General features: G+C 49.7%; 12 protein-coding genes. 10 read left to right on the top strand and 2 right to left on the bottom strand.

Annotated elements, in window-relative coordinates; translation table 11 throughout:
• Nucleotides 1-216: 216 nt before the first annotated feature.
• Nucleotides 217-1,608 carry an FAD-binding oxidoreductase gene (locus FCL45_RS22520; protein WP_136795596.1) on the bottom strand — a complete coding sequence of 464 codons (1,392 nt, stop codon included), beginning with the start codon at nucleotides 1,606-1,608 and terminating at the stop codon, nucleotides 217-219.
• 271 nt (nucleotides 1,609-1,879) lie between these two features.
• Between FCL45_RS22520 and FCL45_RS22515 the strand changes: the two genes are divergently transcribed.
• Complete coding sequence (locus tag FCL45_RS22515; RefSeq protein WP_136795595.1) at nucleotides 1,880-2,821, top strand: D-alanine--D-alanine ligase family protein; 942 nt, start codon at nucleotides 1,880-1,882, stop codon at nucleotides 2,819-2,821.
• Between the two features lie 48 nt (nucleotides 2,822-2,869).
• On the opposite strand, the gene fdhD is transcribed toward FCL45_RS22515, so the two are convergent.
• Nucleotides 2,870-3,664 carry a formate dehydrogenase accessory sulfurtransferase FdhD gene (gene fdhD / locus FCL45_RS22510; protein ID WP_228721401.1) on the bottom strand — a complete coding sequence of 265 codons (795 nt, stop codon included), beginning with the start codon at nucleotides 3,662-3,664 and terminating at the stop codon, nucleotides 2,870-2,872.
• A gap of 431 nt (nucleotides 3,665-4,095) precedes the next feature.
• Here fdhD and FCL45_RS22505 point away from each other — a divergent pair, with 431 nt between their 5' ends.
• The 9 genes from FCL45_RS22505 (at nucleotide 4,096) to FCL45_RS22465 (ending at nucleotide 15,882) form a co-directional block, all read left to right on the top strand.
• Entirely contained in the window at nucleotides 4,096-5,268 is a 1,173-nt protein-coding gene (locus tag FCL45_RS22505; RefSeq protein WP_228721400.1) for an ABC transporter substrate-binding protein, read from the top strand.
• Nucleotides 5,252-7,753 carry a cache domain-containing protein gene (locus FCL45_RS22500; RefSeq protein WP_136795594.1) on the top strand — a complete coding sequence of 834 codons (2,502 nt, stop codon included), beginning with the start codon at nucleotides 5,252-5,254 and terminating at the stop codon, nucleotides 7,751-7,753. Before FCL45_RS22505 ends, FCL45_RS22500 begins: the two co-directional genes overlap by 17 nt.
• Entirely contained in the window at nucleotides 7,753-8,430 is a 678-nt protein-coding gene (locus FCL45_RS22495; RefSeq protein ID WP_136795593.1) for a response regulator transcription factor, read from the top strand. Before FCL45_RS22500 ends, FCL45_RS22495 begins: the two co-directional genes overlap by 1 nt.
• Nucleotides 8,431-8,679: 249 nt before the next feature.
• Nucleotides 8,680-10,542 carry a 4Fe-4S dicluster domain-containing protein gene (locus FCL45_RS22490; protein ID WP_136795592.1) on the top strand — a complete coding sequence of 621 codons (1,863 nt, stop codon included), beginning with the start codon at nucleotides 8,680-8,682 and terminating at the stop codon, nucleotides 10,540-10,542.
• Nucleotides 10,543-10,544: 2 nt separating this feature from the next.
• Nucleotides 10,545-11,165: a TorD/DmsD family molecular chaperone gene (locus tag FCL45_RS22485; protein WP_136795591.1), complete on the top strand. Its 621-nt coding sequence runs from the start codon at nucleotides 10,545-10,547 to the stop codon at nucleotides 11,163-11,165.
• A 70-nt stretch (nucleotides 11,166-11,235) separates the two neighbouring features.
• Nucleotides 11,236-11,427, top strand: a complete 192-nt coding sequence (locus FCL45_RS22480) for a twin-arginine translocation signal domain-containing protein (protein ID WP_136795590.1) — start codon at nucleotides 11,236-11,238, stop codon at nucleotides 11,425-11,427.
• An 88-nt stretch (nucleotides 11,428-11,515) separates the two neighbouring features.
• Complete coding sequence (locus FCL45_RS22475) at nucleotides 11,516-14,311, top strand: formate dehydrogenase subunit alpha (RefSeq protein ID WP_419175804.1); 2,796 nt, start codon at nucleotides 11,516-11,518, stop codon at nucleotides 14,309-14,311.
• A 15-nt stretch (nucleotides 14,312-14,326) separates the two neighbouring features.
• Entirely contained in the window at nucleotides 14,327-14,914 is a 588-nt protein-coding gene (gene fdh3B / locus FCL45_RS22470; RefSeq protein ID WP_136795588.1) for a formate dehydrogenase FDH3 subunit beta, read from the top strand.
• 92 nt (nucleotides 14,915-15,006) lie between these two features.
• Nucleotides 15,007-15,882 (top strand): formate dehydrogenase subunit gamma, encoded by an 876-nt coding sequence (locus tag FCL45_RS22465; RefSeq protein WP_136795587.1) that lies wholly within the window; start codon nucleotides 15,007-15,009, stop codon nucleotides 15,880-15,882.
• Nucleotides 15,883-15,907 lie beyond the last annotated feature (25 nt).

Below are 15,907 nucleotides of genomic sequence, written 5' to 3'. Positions count from 1 at the left end.
TTAATTAAACGCAATAAATGCCTAAAAGGGGCAAATACACAACATAACCTTTTTTATATAAAAGGAAGTTGCCTTTCTGTCAATCTCTTTGTAGGAAAAGCGCACAAATCCTGCAAGATGTAGCCTGCAATTTACAGCCTTAACTGCTGCAATTGCCAAGGAATGTACTGACTTTACCGCTATTCTTTTTTTCTGGTTGATCTAAGTGATTGAAATTCACCCCCTCGACGGAGACTGTGGAAAAATTTTTCCAGGGTTTAATATGTTCAGTGGATCAAACAGCGTTTTGAGCTGTTTCATTACTGCTATCGTGGCCTCGTTGAGTTCGAGGTCAAGATAGGGCGCCTTAGTTATACCAATACCATGCTCACCCGAGAGTGTTCCATCAATGGAGATGGTGAATTCAAAGAGTCGCTTTTTCGCCTCTTCCCCAGCTTTAAGTTCCTGTGGGTTGGTTTTATCGAGCATGATATTTACGTGAATATTACCGTCACCTGCGTGGCCATAGCTGAGGATGGTCAACCCGAGTTCGGCTGAGAGGGTCTCGCAATGGGCTACCAGTTCAGGGATTCGACTGCGTGGTACGGCAACATCCTCGCTGATTTTGTGGGGCTTCAGATTCAATGTCGCAGGTGAAATTGAGCGCCGTGCCTGCCAGAGCTGACTGACCTCTTCACTGGTTGCGGCGTGGTGAACCGTGAACTCATCTAAAACCTGCAGCATTGCCAGGAGCCTTTGCTTTTGCTCGGCCACAGATTCTCCGGTTCCGTCGAGTTCGACAATCAGCAACGCCTCAACATCTTCACCTGGTGGTTCTGCCATGATACCTGAGACCACCTTGATGGCAGTGCGATCCATGTATTCAAGTTTGCAGGGCAGGATGTTGTTGTTGAGAATCTTTGCAACAAGCCCGGTTATAGCCGAAAGTGAATCTGAACTGATCAGAAATGTTTCCTTTGCCTCCGGGGCTGGTATTAGCCGGCAATAGAGCCGGGTCATAATCCCCAGGGTGCCTTCGCAGCCGACAAACAGTCTGGTGAGATCGTAACCGGTGACTCCTTTTTCGGTACGGGTACCGGTGTGGATGACCTCTCCGGAGGGTAAAACCACCTCAAGACCCATTATGTAATCTTTGGTCACACCATACTTTACCGCAGCAGGTCCACCTGCACATTCTCCGGCGTTACCGCCAATGGTGCAATATTTCAGGCTGGCAGGATCGGGAGGGTAAAAAAGCCCGACCTTTTTTGCAGCTTTTTGCAGGTCGATGGTAATAACACCTGGTTCAACGACGGCCACCTGGTTATCACTATCGATCTCAATAATTCTGTTCATGCGGGTCATGGCCATGACCAGCCCGCCTGCAACCGGGATAGCCCCGCCGGTCATGCCTGTGCCGGCGCCGCGCGGAACCACGGGAAACTGGTATTTGCCTGCAAGCTTCATAATCTGACTCACCTGCTCTGTGGAGTCCGGGAATACAACCGCTTCAGGAAGAGAAGGGTTGGCCCGGCCATCATAAGAATAACAGTGCAGATCTTCCAGTCGGGTTGTACAATGCTCTGAACCGACTATGGCTTGCAGTTTTTGAATTATTTCCGTTTCCATGAATGACGATGAGTACGAGAAGCCACGGTGATTGCTCAGTGGCTTGAAGTGACTCGTCTTTGTCCTATTTCGGCTGTTGGCTGACTTCTTTTTACAGTATTACCGCATCTATGCGCTGTGTTGAAGAGGCTGGCCAGGTGTCGATACGCATCTTCAACTGATTCTGTAATTACTCTGTCACAAAGAGATAGTGCAGTACAGTCTCAAGTGCAACGGTACAACTCAATTGTAATTTGTGAAACGTGATCGAATACCATAAGGAGAGATTCCAATGCAAGAACAAAAATTACGAATTGCCTTGCTGGCTGGCGGGACCTCTGGTGAACGTGAAGTGTCGCTGAAAGGAGCGGCAGGGGTTGAGAAGGCTTTACTGGCAAGAAATTTCGAAGTGTTACGTTTCGATCCGGCGACTGATCTCGGCCGATTGTTTGAGGAAAAAGATAATATAGATTGTGCTTTTATTCTTCTCCATGGCAAAAATGGCGAAGACGGCACCGTGCAGGGCTATCTCGAGCTCCTGAATATACCGTACCAGGGTGCGGGGGTACTTGGCAGTGCCATTGCCATGGACAAGGACCTGGCTAAAGATCTGTATCTCACGGAGGGGCTTCCTGTTGCCCGGTGGGAGGTAGTTACTCCCCGGAAAGTGCCAAGCGGCAGAGAACTTGTGGCAAATCTTGGGCTGCCCCTGGTTGTAAAACCGGTGCGCGAGGGCTCAAGTCTTGGTTTGACCATTGCCAGAACAGAAAATGAGTTGATAGCCGGAATTGAGACCGCGCTGACACATGGTCGATCGGTCATGGTGGAGCAATATATCGAAGGGCGTGAATTGACGGTGGGAGTTCTCGGTAATGATGATCCCGAAGGGCTGCCGTTGATAGAGATAGTGCCCGGTAAGGATTTTGAGTTTTTTGATTATAACGCCAAATATGTTCCGGGCGCTTCAGAGGAGATCTGTCCGGCTCCGGTGAGCGCGGAGATTTCCCGTAAGGCACAGGATTATGCGATCAGAGCCCATAAGGTATTAAGGCTCAAAGGCTATTCCCGTACCGACATGCTGATGGATTCAGAAGAAAATCTCTACCTGCTTGAAACCAATACTATTCCGGGGATGACAGAAACCAGCCTGTTCCCCCAGGCCGCCGCCGCTCATGGACTGGACTTCCCCGCCCTCCTAGAAAAGTTGATTGAGCTTGGTATGGAGAAAAAATAGCCGGCAGCAGTTTTCGTCTGCACAGGAAAACAAGCGGGGCGGAGTCTCTTACTCTGCCTCGCTGATAATTCTCTCGGGAGCATTGAAGACATTGAGCCTGTCCGGCCGGGCGTAGGCGGCAAGGGTCGCCCCTGATCTACGGGCAATAGCAAGTCCCAGCGAAGATGGCGAGGTGCGTGACATGATAATGGGAATACCCATGCGGGCACATTTCAACACCATGTCTGAAGTGAGGCGGCCGGTGGTGTAGATTGCGGCGCGGGGTGTGGCCTTGCCGAGTAGAATGGCTCCCATCACTTTATCCACAGCGTTGTGTCGTCCTACATCTTCATAGTAGACTTTCAGGCAATTGTCCTGCCAGAGGCCGCAACCATGCACGCAGTGGGTATCATTACCCAGCGTAGAGTAGTGCAGTGACTGTCTGATGAACTGCCGGACTTCAGGAAAGGTAATTGTGGTTTCCTGTAGAGGATCGAAGGCGCCTTCCAGCATCTCTCTCGAAATCTTTCCGGTACCGCCGCAACCGGAGGTGATGATGACCTCTTTGGGTTCAGTGCGTTCAACGTCAGCATAGACTGCTATCCTTCCTTCGGGGCAAACTATTACCTCTTTCACCTCTTCAGGCGATGAGATATAGCCCTGGCCAAAAAGAAAGCCCACGCCGAATTCCTCAAGACCTATGGGCAGGACCATTGATGAACCGATGGTTTCGTCATTGAGGGCAATGGAATATGGAGTCTCGATAGCCACCTGCTCGTATTGTTCTACCCTGCTGTCGGGGGTAACAATGGTGGTGGAATGACTCATGGTATGAGTGGAAGGGGTCGGTCGCATGTCTGACATAGTGTGTCCCTAGTGTATTCGTTATAGCAGTGGTACGCAAAGAAGCTACAAAATATAGATAGTGTGGCATTATTTCAACCGTTAACCCATATTTCTTATGAACAATGTGTAATTACACAACTGCATCTGTCTAAAGTACTCATCGTCGGGCAGTTATGATTCGTCAATTGCCACAATGGTATCCGCCGATGTGATATCGGGGTTAAATCGGTTATCTGGTGCACCGGCTATTACAGATTGGACTATGTTGCGAGTGGTGAGCATCAATGGTCTTGCTTTTCATTGAAATCTTAACTACTTTTTTTGATGGAGTGCTGAGAGGATCACTGAAGATTTCCAGGTATGGCCGATAGTGTTTCTTTTACGTTTATTCATCGTCTTTGGGGACGAACGGCAGGAAGCTGAAGACCGGGTATGGTGTGAATTGTAGTATGAAAAAAAATCAATATTTTGCATGTTTGCTGGTTGTGCTGTCCTTTGTGATGGTCAGTGGTGTGCTGACCGAGGTCAGGGCAGAGGGGAAGATGAAACCATACCCGATAGTGCTTGGGCAGTCCTGTGCCTTGACCGGCCCATCCAAGGATCTGGGTCTTGAACTTCGGGGGGGGTTGCTTGCCGCCTTTTCCAAGGTGAATGAGGAAGGTGGTGTCCATGGCCGGGAGGTTCGGTTATTGAGCAGGGATGATGGCTATGAGCCGGACCGGGCAATACGAAATACCCTGGAGCTTATCAATACCGATCACGTGCTGATGTTGATCGGTGAAGTGGGCACTCCGACCTCCAAAGCTGTTATTCCTCTGGTTGAAAAGTATGAGATACCATTTTTCGCACCATTCAGTGGTGCGGATTTGCTGAGATCTCCCTTCCGCAGATATGTGATCAATGTTCGCGGCAGTTATTATCAGGAGATAGAGCGGGTCGCATCTTACCTGGTAAATGTGAAAGGTATCAAGAGGATAGCATGCTTCTACCAGAATGACAGTTATGGCTATGCCGGTTTGAAAGGTCTTGAGCTTGCTCTTGAGAGACGGGGGGTGGAACTGGTTTCTACCGCCAGTTACGAACGTAACACCGTAGCTGTGATCGGCGGCCTTGAGGAGATTCACGCAGCCAGGCCGGAAGCGGTGGTGCTGGTCGGTACATACTCGGCCTGTGCTGAATTCATCAAGCTCAGCAAAAATAAATATAGTGGTGAGCTTATTTATGGCTCAATTAGTTTTGTTGGCACGGAAAGTCTCAAAGAGACCCTGGGCGGATACGGCAAAAACGTGATCGTTTCTCAGGTAGTGCCACTTCCAACCGATAACAAACTGCCCCTGGTCCGTGAGTATGAGCGGGCAATGGGCAAATACCAGCATGATGTACCGTTAAGCTTTACCTCCCTGGAAGGGTATATCGCAGGTAAACTCTTTGCCATGATTGCCAGGGAAGTCCCACAGCCGTTGACCCGCGAAAAATTTATTGAAACCATGCACAGTGTAGGGCGCTTTGATCTGGGAGGTGTTGTCCTGCAGTTCGGTCCCGACGACCACCAGGGCTCGGATGAGATTTACCTCACCAGTATTTATCCGGAAATAGAGGTAATACATGACCCGGATAAGTAATAAGCGCGATCATCTCGAACAGTTCAAGGAAATGTTGAGTGGTTTGCTGACGCCTGGTCCCGGAGCCAAACGCATATCCATTTCTGCTGCACCCCTTTACGCTTCAGTTCTGGTTGTTTTCGGTATGACGTTGTTTATCGGGATTTTCTGGATGGTGAACGAGTACCAGGCATATCAGGAGTCCATTGAAAGTATCCGTAAAAACTATAAAGATCGTTATGAGCGCAGGGTTAAGGAAGAGCATGCCAAGGTCATAGATTTTATCGAGTACAAACGAAAGCAGACCGATCTGCGCATGGAAGACGAGATGCGTGACAAAGTTCAGGCTGCCTATACCATTGCCTCACATGTTTACAGTTTATACAAAGATGAAAAGAGCGTTGAAGAGCTTCGCTCCATGGTTGCCGAGGTATTGCGTCCAATTCGCTGGAATAATGGCAATGGCTATTATTTTGCCGGCAGTGTCAATGAATCCAGGATTGACCTTTTTGCCGACGACCCATGGTTTGAGGGCAAAAGCGGTAGAGAGATCCAGCAAACTGTAGGCAGGGATGTGGTTGGTGATATTTCTGCCATGGTCAGGGACAAAGGTGCCGGTGTATACAGTTATAAACTGGTAAAGCCCGAGTTTTCAGAGACGTATTTCTCAAAAGTGGCTTTTATCAAGTATTTCGAGCCGTTTGACTGGTTTATTGGAGCCGGTGTTTATACCATGGCGGCTGAGAAAAGCCTGCAGCAGGACATTCTCTCCCGCGTACGCAGTATGGATTTTGCCGAAAATGGCGAGGTATTTGGTTTCCGTCAGGATGGCACCATTATATGCAGTCAGGATGAAAGACTGATAGGTCGCTCTGTTGAAGATTTTATCGATGCCAAAGGGGTTCATTACGGCGCGATGCTGTTACACGCAGCAAAAAATGCAGCTGGTGAGTATGTTCGTTTCAGCGAGGAGTCACAGGAAGGTGATGCCCATCTGAATCTGATTTATGTCAATCCATACCGGGACTGGGGCTGGGTGTTCGGGGCTACCATGTCCATGGAAGAGATGGAGGATGCCATTGCGTTTGAGACCAAGTCGTACCGTGATATTGCCTTCAAGAATGTCTCCGCTTTTATTATACTCTTTATTGTGGCGGTCTCCATGCTGCTGCTCACCTCCTATGTGTATTCGCTGAAGATTAAATATGGCATAGACCTCTTTACGAACTTCCTTCGCCAGGCTGCTGTTTCCAAGAAAAAAATCAGAAATACCGACCTTGCATTTGCAGAGTTTGAGGATTTGCGAATACTCGCCAACCGTATGGTCGACGATCGGATTCAGAAAGAATTGCTGCTTCGCCGGGATGAGTTGCGACTTGATACACTCCTCCGGCTGGGGATGATGGAGAATCATTCCCTGCAGGAGAAATATGACTTTGTCTTGAGAAGAATAGTGCAGATAACCCGTAGTGAAGAGGGCTACCTGGCGATGGTAAACTCAACCCATACCCATATTACCCTCTGCTCCCTGGCTGTGGCTGAAGAGCGGGATATCAAACTTCGTGAGCAGCACATGAGCATATCAAGATCGACCTTCAAGGCCGGTCTTGCCGGAGCGGCAGTGATGTATGGTGGAGAAGTTATCTGCAACGATTATGCAACGTGTAATAAAGAAGATGATATTTTTCCATACCTGCGGGAGATCAACCGGCACATGGACATCCCAGTCCATAGTGATGGCAAGATTGTCATGATAGCCGGTGTCTGCAATAACAGTACAAAGTATGACAACAGCGACGTTCGCCAGGTGAAAATGCTGCTTGAAGGAATGTGGCTCCATGTTCTGAAGACCTGCTCAGAGGAAGAAATGGCGAGGCTTGAGCGGCAGATTATTGCGGTCAGCGAGGAAGAACGATCGAACATCGGCCGTGATCTGCATGACGATCTCGGTTCCCATCTCACCGGCATCGAACTGCTCAGCAAGGTACTGCAGCAGAAGCTGGAGCAGGATGACCCTGAAAAGGCAGAGCAGATGGGTTCAATTCGCGGCTTGATCAGGGATGCGATTGAAAAGACACGAAGGCTGGCTCAGGGGCTCTATCCGGCCCATGTTATTGAGCATGGACTGGAGGCAGCGGTTGAAGAGTTGGTAAATGAAGTGGAAAATCTCTTCCGGGTGCAGTGTACCTATTCGTTTGAAGGTGGTCGTGAGTGGGTTGATAATGCGGTGGCGACCCATGTTTATTATATTATCCGGGAAGCGGTTTTTAACGCAGCTCGTCATGGACGACCTGATAATATAGGAATTTTCATGCGAACATGGTCGGATAACTTCACAGTGCGTATCGTAGATGACGGTAGCGGTTTCGATGTTTCGAGCACAAGAAAAGGGCTTGGCTGTCATACCATGCAGTACCGGGCCAAGGCTATTGGTGCTGAATTGAACATCAAGTCTGATTTGCAGGGTGGAACAATTATATCAATTTCCGGAGAGGTACACAGTTAATGTCCAAAATACTGATAGTCGACGATCACCCGATATTCAGAATGGGAATGGCAGAACTGCTGAACCAGGAAAAAGATTTTTCTGTCTGTGCAGTGGCGGAAGATATTGGTGAGGCTCGGAAAGCTTTGTGCGAGCATGAACCGGATATGGCAATTATTGACATAACCCTGGCGAAAGAAAACGGTCTGGACCTGGTGAAGGAAATTACTGCCAGTGACCGGCCTATTCCTGTACTCGTGCTCTCCATGCATGATGAGTCTGTCTGGGCAGAGAGGGCAATTCGTGCCGGGGCAAAAGGCTATATCATGAAAAAAGAGGCCTCCGAGTCAGTCATCTCCGCACTACGGAATATTTCCAGCGGCCGCATCCATGTCAGTGCCAACATGATGGCCATCCTGCTGGATAAGCTTCATGTCAACCCGGCAACTCAAGGGGCACCTACCGAAGAAGTTCTCACCGACAGGGAGCTGGAGGTGTTTCGCTTGATCGGCACCGGTCTGTCGACCAGGGAGATTGCTGAACGCATGAACCTCGGTGTGAAAACCATAGGTACTTATCGCGATAGAATTAAACAGAAACTCTTCATAAAGAATGCTGCAGAACTCACCCGTCGGGCCGTTCTCTGGACCGAAAAATCTCACACTATCCAGTCGGATACCAAGATTGTAGGCAAATAACCTACAGCCCCTTCAATATTATCCCTACGCAAGAAAAGGGGAGTGGCTGATACCAAGAATGAGCTAACTCCCTTATACTCACTCGCAAAACTGAGTATTCAGGTGTGCAAACGGTGCTTTCTACACCGGTTTGTTCATTAAAATCCAGCAGGTTGGGTGTGGTTTTTGCCTGACTGTTTGGTTTTACGAGAGAAGTTGGCAGCAGGGGGAAGCCTGCGTCAGCGACCATAAAAGGGTCTTGAAAAGCGTATGAGTGATAATTTTTCCATGTATTTGTTCACCCAACGGAGTGGATCACAACCAGAACTTCTGCGTTCCGAAGTCAACCTCCGCCCTGGACACCCATTTGAAGTTGATAGCCTGGAATCAATTCTTCTGGCCAGCGGCTTTCCTGCAGTGACTCCCAACATGGGCTTCCCCCTGTCGCCGACATTACAGATAAATGCTGATCTTGCGAGACATGATGAAGAACTGCTTTCCCGCATAGGTCAGGCAGAGCTTGATAAGCTGAGAGCAGTCAATTTCAGGAGCTTTAGCGTCGACCATGATCCACGTTTATGTGTGATTGGTTCAGATGTGGCAGCCATCAAAAAGTTTGCAGATACCTACGGTGGAGTCCTGGAAGTAGAGCCGATTCTACTGAAAGGCTTTGATCCTGAGATTCCCACCGCTACAGAAATAGCGCTTTCACGCGATGCAGATGGTTTTAGTATTGAATACTCGGTGCGGGTGCCGGTGAACAGCGGTCGCTGTACCTACTGCGGTGCCTGTGGTCAGGCATGCCCCGAGTCCTGTCTTGATGAGCAACTTTTCATAGATTACCCCCTGTGCACTTTTTGCAAAGAGTGCGAAAAGGCTTGCCCGCATGATGCCCTCGACGTTTATGGCGCTGAGCGTCGTGTGATGCGAATCCCGGCAATCCTGATTATGGATGGCACTGAGGTGGACCTGCCTGAAAATTATGCCGGGATTTATACAGAGCAGGAATTGGAGAAGTTCTGGGCTACCCAGTACTCCTGCCAGGTAGATGAGGTTGTCACCTGCGACACGTCTATCTGTCAATACAGTGGTAAGCTCGGTTATGGCTGTGGCATGTGTATCGGGAGTTGTCCCCACGGCGCGATACAAGCTACCGGTAACGGCATTAAGGTTGATAGCCTGAAGTGCGAAGAGTGTGGTGGTTGTATAGCAACGTGCCCGACCGGAGCTATGCAATATCAGCGTTTCACAGATGAGTCGTTTATTAATTACCTGCAGACAGTAGGGCTTGAGGCTGGTTGCACAGTTGTGCTTGGCAGTGAGAAAGCTTTACATAAACTCTGGTGGCAGCGTGGTTCAGAGATTGAGGGGAACTGTCTCTATATTTGTCATGATGAGGTGAGGGCGCTTTCGCTGTTCCATCTCCTTGCCCTCTATGTTCTCGGGGCGGGCAGGATGGTGCTGTTGGTAGACGAAGACCAGGCCCATTTTGAAGACCTCAAGCGGCAGGCTACTCTCGCGACCTCGCTTATCAAGACCTACTGCGAGGTGCCGGAACCAGTAGTTATCTCTAACGTTTCCGATTTTACCGGCAAGCAGTTTGCGCCAGCTCACTATCCCCTTGCAGAGACATTTACTGAAGCTTTTACCGGCAATCGTCGTGAAAATCTGGCGGTTATCCTTCAATACCTTACCGAAAAGAGCGGTCGTCAGGCCCGTATCAAGGGGCATCCGCAGCTTCCTTTTGCGACAGTGTCATGCAACGCTGAAGGATGCACCCAGTGTTTTGCCTGTCTGAATATGTGCCGTATCCAGGCACTTTCCACCAATGAAGATCAGTTGGTTCTGCGTTCTAAAGGAGCGCTCTGTGTAGGCTGTGGTGGTTGTGTGCGGGTCTGTCCGGAAAAGGTGCTGAGCCTCACTCCGGGCGCTACCCTGGACGATACCTGGTTTGAACCCCAGACCATCGCCGAGGCCGAGCCTATGAAGTGTAAGCGTTGTGGCAAGGTGTTTGGCAGCAAGAAAACATTTGAGAAGGTGATGGGCATACTTGCCAGCAAAGAGTCGGTCGATACCAGCCATTTTGAATACTGTGAAGATTGTAGAGTTATCAATCTCTTCGAAGGTGAATAAGTATGGAAACCAATAACAGGGAAATCTTTCGGGTGAGGCTGCTCTTTGTGGATCTCCTGAAATCTTTTTATCAGTCTGAACCTGACTCTGAATGCATGAGCCGTTGGCGTGGAACGTTCTCAGCTCTTGCCAGAGAGCAGGTGAGCCCACTGTTTGACAACGCTGTACGCGAACTCAACGAGCGCGTCAACGGGATGAGTCTCACAGACATTCAGAATGAATATTATGAGTTATTTACCAACCCTTTTTCAAAGTCCCAGGTGAATACTCTCGCATCCTATTATCTCGATGGCCGGAGTTTCGGTGAAAGCCTGGTGGAGCTCAGAGAGCTTTTGGCCGAGGCCAAGCTCCAACGTGAAGAAGGTGTGGTAGACAGTGAAGATTCTCTGCCGATGTTGCTCGACATCTTCGCCCGACTCATCGAGGAAGAAAAAAACAGTGACAGCGATTCTATCCGCCAGCTGCAGGGACGGCTGCTGACCAATTACCTTGTGCCTTTCAGCAAAGAGTTTAGTGAAGCGGTCAACGGTGTTGAAGCAGCTCAGTTCTATAGATCGTGTTGCCGCCTGTTATGCGGCTACCTCGATCTTGAGAAAAGCCTGGTAGATGTTTCGCAGGCATAAAACACGCTTCTGCCGGTAAATGGCGGAGGCAAGGTACCTTTAACATCCCGAACTCAAAGGAGGGAAAATTATGAAACAGGAACAGGACAAGCGGCGTTCATTCCTCAAACACATCCTGGCGGGCGGCGCTGTGGTTGTGGGAGCAGCGGCCGCAATCAAGCCAGCCAAAGCCAAACAGGTTGAAGCCCGGGTTGATTCCAAAGAAGTGCTGTACACCAAAAGTGCAGACTTCGACAAGTATTACAAAACGTTGCGCTCATAATAGCCAGGGAGTTTTAGCAGTTCGGCAGACGAAAGTGAACTGCTTGAAACGAAGTTAGGACATTTAAGGAGAACAAAAAATGGCCAGAATGAAACTGAGGAAGTCCTCAGGCGACAGTGTGGTCAGCACTGGTCGCAGGGTGACTTTGAACCCGAAAGTTGCGAGGCGATCTTTTCTGAAGATCTCTGCTGCAACTGCGGCTCTGACCGGCGTGTCAATGACCAGCAAGATGACCCGTAAGGCGCATGCTGCAGGCAAGACCGCCCAGTACGAAGGTTCCAAGAAGGTACAGACTATTTGTACCTACTGTTCTGTTGGTTGTGGTATTGAAGCTGAGGTACAAAACGGTGTTTGGGTACGCCAGGATATCGCTGCTGATCATCCTGTCTCCCGTGGTGCACACTGTTGTAAGGGTGCCGGTGCCATTGATATGGTTACCAGCCCGAAACGTCTCAAGAGCCCAATGAAAAAAGTGGGCGGCAAGTGGACCACCATCAGTTGGGATCAGGCGATGAATGAGATCGGCGATAAGCTGCTCAAAATTCGTGAGAATGATGGTCCCGATGCACTGCACTTCAACGGTAGTGCCAAGGTCTCCACCGAGATGGCATACCAGCACCGTAAATTCGCAGCCTTCTGGGGGACGAATAACGTCGACCACCAGGCCCGAATCTGACACTCCGCAACGGTGGCAGGTGTCGCCAATACTTGGGGTTACGGAGCAATGACCAACAGCCTGAACGATATGAGACACGCGAAGAGTTTCATATTCATCGGCTCAAATCCACCGGAGGCGCATCCGGTATCCATGCAGCACATTCTGCATGCGAAAGAGAAGAACAATGCGCCGATCATCGTGGTTGACCCGCGCAGATCGAAACTTGCCGCAAAGGCATCAGACTTCTGCCAGATCCGTCCTGGTACCGATGCAGCCTTCATGCTCGGTCTCATCAACGTGATCGTGGCCAATGGCTGGGAAGACAAAGAGTTTATCCGTACCCGCGTTGCCGGTTACGAGGAAATGCTCGAAGTCGTCAAGAACTATACTCCAGAGATTGTTTCGGATGTAACAGGTATCCCTGTTGATCAGATTCATCACGTAGCACGAACCCTCGCCGAGAATCGTCCGACATCACTTACCTGGTGTATGGGTGGTACTCAGCACTCCATCGGTTCTTCCATCACCCGTACCTTCTGTCTGCTGCAGCTCGTGCTCGGCAACATGGGTAAATCCGGTGGTGGTACCAACATCTTCCGTGGCCATGACAATGTTCAGGGTTCCACAGATATGTGTATCCTTTCCCACTCTCTGCCTGGCTACTACGGCCTCTCCGAGGGTGCCTGGAAACACTGGTGCCGTGTATGGGGTGTTGAGTTTGACTGGATGGTCTCCCGCTTTAAGGATAAAGAGTGGATGCACAAGCCGGGCTTTACCCTGTCTCGCTGGTACTCTGGTGTTGAAGGCGTGGAAGATGTGGATCAGATCCATCAGTACACACCTATCAAGGCAATGATCCAGTGGGGTTGCGGTGCAAATTCCAACTCCCAGTATCACAAGGTCGTTGATGCATACAATAAACTCGATCTGCTGGTGATTGTTGATCCTTTCCCAACCATGGCAGCCGCTGCCTGTGATTCTGACAATATCTATCTGTTGCCATCTGCCTCGCAGTACGAGACCTCCGGTAGTGTCACCTCAACTTCCCGTCAGATCCAGTGGCGCTACAAGGTTGTTGATCCGGTATATGACTCAAAAGATGATTACCAGATCATGGAGCTCTTCGTTAACAAGCTCGGTTTTGCCAATGAGTTTTACGCGAATATCAAGCAGTCTCCTGAAGATATCACCCGTGAGCTTGGTGGTGGTTGTCTGACCATTGGTTACAACGGCCAGACCCCTGAGCGTATCAAGAAGCATATGGCCAACTGGCATACCTTCGACATTGATACCCTGCAGGCAAATGGTGGACCGTGTGATGGTGAGTACTACGGTATGCCTTGGCCATGTTGGACCGACGAGCATCCAGGTACCCCGATTCTCTATGACGTCTCCAAACCTGTCGCCAAAGGTGGTCTGCCATTCAGAAACCGCTTTGGTGTCGAGAAGACCTACGATGCATCGGGTCGTACCGAGAACCAGCTGGCTGCAGAAGGCGTATACAATCCAGGTTCAGAGGTTAAGGGTGGTTACCCAGAGTTCAAGGACGTTGTTCCCGGAACCAACTGGAAGACAGATCTTTCCCAGAAAACCCTGAAAGTTGCTATCGCTAAAGGTATGGCACCGTTCGGTAACGCCCGTGCCCGTTGTGTGGTATGGAACTTCCCTGATCAGGTACCGATTCATCGTGAGCCGCTGCATACTCCACGTCCGGATCTGATTGAGAAATTCCCGACATACGAGGACAAGAAAGCTCATTACCGTATCGATACCCGTTTCAAGAGCGAACAGAATCCTGAGCTTGTTAAGGAATTCCCGTACGTTATTACAACCGGTCGTATGGTCGAGCATATGGGTGCAGGCGCTGAGACCAGAAGCAACCAGTATCTTGCTGAGCTTCAGCCTGATATGTACGCAGAGATCAATCCGCGTCTGGCCAATAACCTCGGTTTCCGGGATGGTGAAATGGTCTGGATCGAGTCTCCGGAAGGCGGCAAGATCAAGGTCAAAGCGTTCCTCACCGAGAGGGTTGATGATAAAACCATCTTCCTGCCGTACCATTTTGCCGGTGTGCTGATGGGCGAATCTCTGGTTGATAAGTATCCAGAAGGGCACGCACCGTTTGTTGTTGGTGAGCCTGGTAACGTGGTAACTAACTACGGATACGACATTGTCACACAGATTCAGGCCACTAAAGATGGACTGTGTAAAGTCACTAAGGCCTGATGAGGAGGAAATGACATGGCTAGAGTAAAATTCTTATGTGATACAGAGCGTTGTATCGATTGTAGTGGCTGCGTTGTCGCCTGTAAGGAAGGAAATCACATTCCTGTCGGTGTAAACCGTCGTCGGGTGATTACCCTTGATCAGGGTAGGCCTGGCGAGAAGTCCATTTCAGTTTCCTGCATGCACTGTGCAGATTCACCATGCAAGGCAGTTTGCCCGGTAAATGCAATTTACCAGCGTGAGGATGGAATTGTTCTGGTGGACAAGAAGACCTGTATCGGTTGTGGTTACTGCTTCATGGCCTGCCCGTTCGGCGCACCGCAGTTCCCTAAGGGACAGGTGTTCGGCGCGCGTGGTGCCATGGACAAGTGTACTTTCTGTGCCGGTGGCCCTGAAGAGACCTTCTCTGCTGAGGAGAAACATCTCTATGGCCAGAACCGTATCGCTGAGGGCAAAGTACCTCTGTGTGCAGGCATGTGTGCTACCAAGGCATTGCTCGCAGGTGACGCGGATGTTGTAGCCGACGTTTACAGAGAGCGCGTATTTCAGCGTGGTTCAGGCGTGAACGCCTGGGGCTGGAATAAAGCATACAAGGGCAAGTAATCCTGTTTGCGGATCGCTGGTCGTTAACGACTGACCATCTCCATTTTCTCGGGGATGGTCAGTTTATAATTTTGCTTAAACAGGAGCATACTATGCAGAAGTTGTGCGCATCTGTGTTTCTGCTTGGAATAATACTTGTGGCAGGCAGCTTGGGAACAGCTGTAGCTCAAGATCTGCAGGCCGCAGGGCTAGCAGGCGGTTCTTCAGCCGATTATTTCGCACAGTTGATCGCCAATATAACCGGCGGTAACTGGCAGGAATATGGTCAACTTTTCACGATGCTGCAGGGTGAGTGGTTCAGCAAGATTTTTCTTGTAGTCATCACAGCTGTACCTGCGGTATTTTTGTTGCATTACCTGATCATTGGTGCAAAGCACTTTGATCACCATGGTGAGCAGATCTACTTTTTCAGTCTGTTTGCCCGTATTGTTCACTTTGTTGCAGCGATTTCCTTTTCACTGCTGGTCATTACCGGCTTGATGATCATTTTCGGATCATTCTTTGGTGGTGGAGTCGTTATCCGGACTGCTCGTTATATTCACCTCATTTCCGCGATCGTTTTTGCGCTTCCGGGTCTGTTGATGTTTATCATGTGGTTCAAGGAAATGCTGCCGCAACTGCATGACATCAAATGGATGTTTATTCTCGGCGGCTACCTGAGCAAAGCGAAAAAGCCGGTTCCTGCTGCGAAGTTCAATGCAGGCCAGAAAATGTATTTCTGGTTCGCCACTTTAGGCGGCGGTATTATGGCATACACCGGTTATATTATCTGGGGTATGGGTGCCAGTGTAGATATGGTGCGTATTTTCGCCATGGTACATAACGTACTCGGTGTAGGCATCGTGGCTTTTTACCTTACCCATTGCTATATGTCTGTCTTCGCAATCGCTGGCTCTCTCGAGTCCATGAAGACCGGTTACAAGCCAAAGGACGAGGTCGATATTCTGCACAGTCTGTACAAGTATTAATATTTTGGGCTGCCTAGTCTTGTCG

Origin of the sequence: Desulfosediminicola ganghwensis, assembly GCF_005116675.2 — a bacterium.
GTDB classification, from domain to species: domain Bacteria; phylum Desulfobacterota; class Desulfobulbia; order Desulfobulbales; family Desulfocapsaceae; genus Desulfopila; species Desulfopila ganghwensis.
The sequence above is the reverse complement of the archived record's forward strand: the minus strand, read 5'-3'. Positions and strand labels throughout refer to the sequence as shown.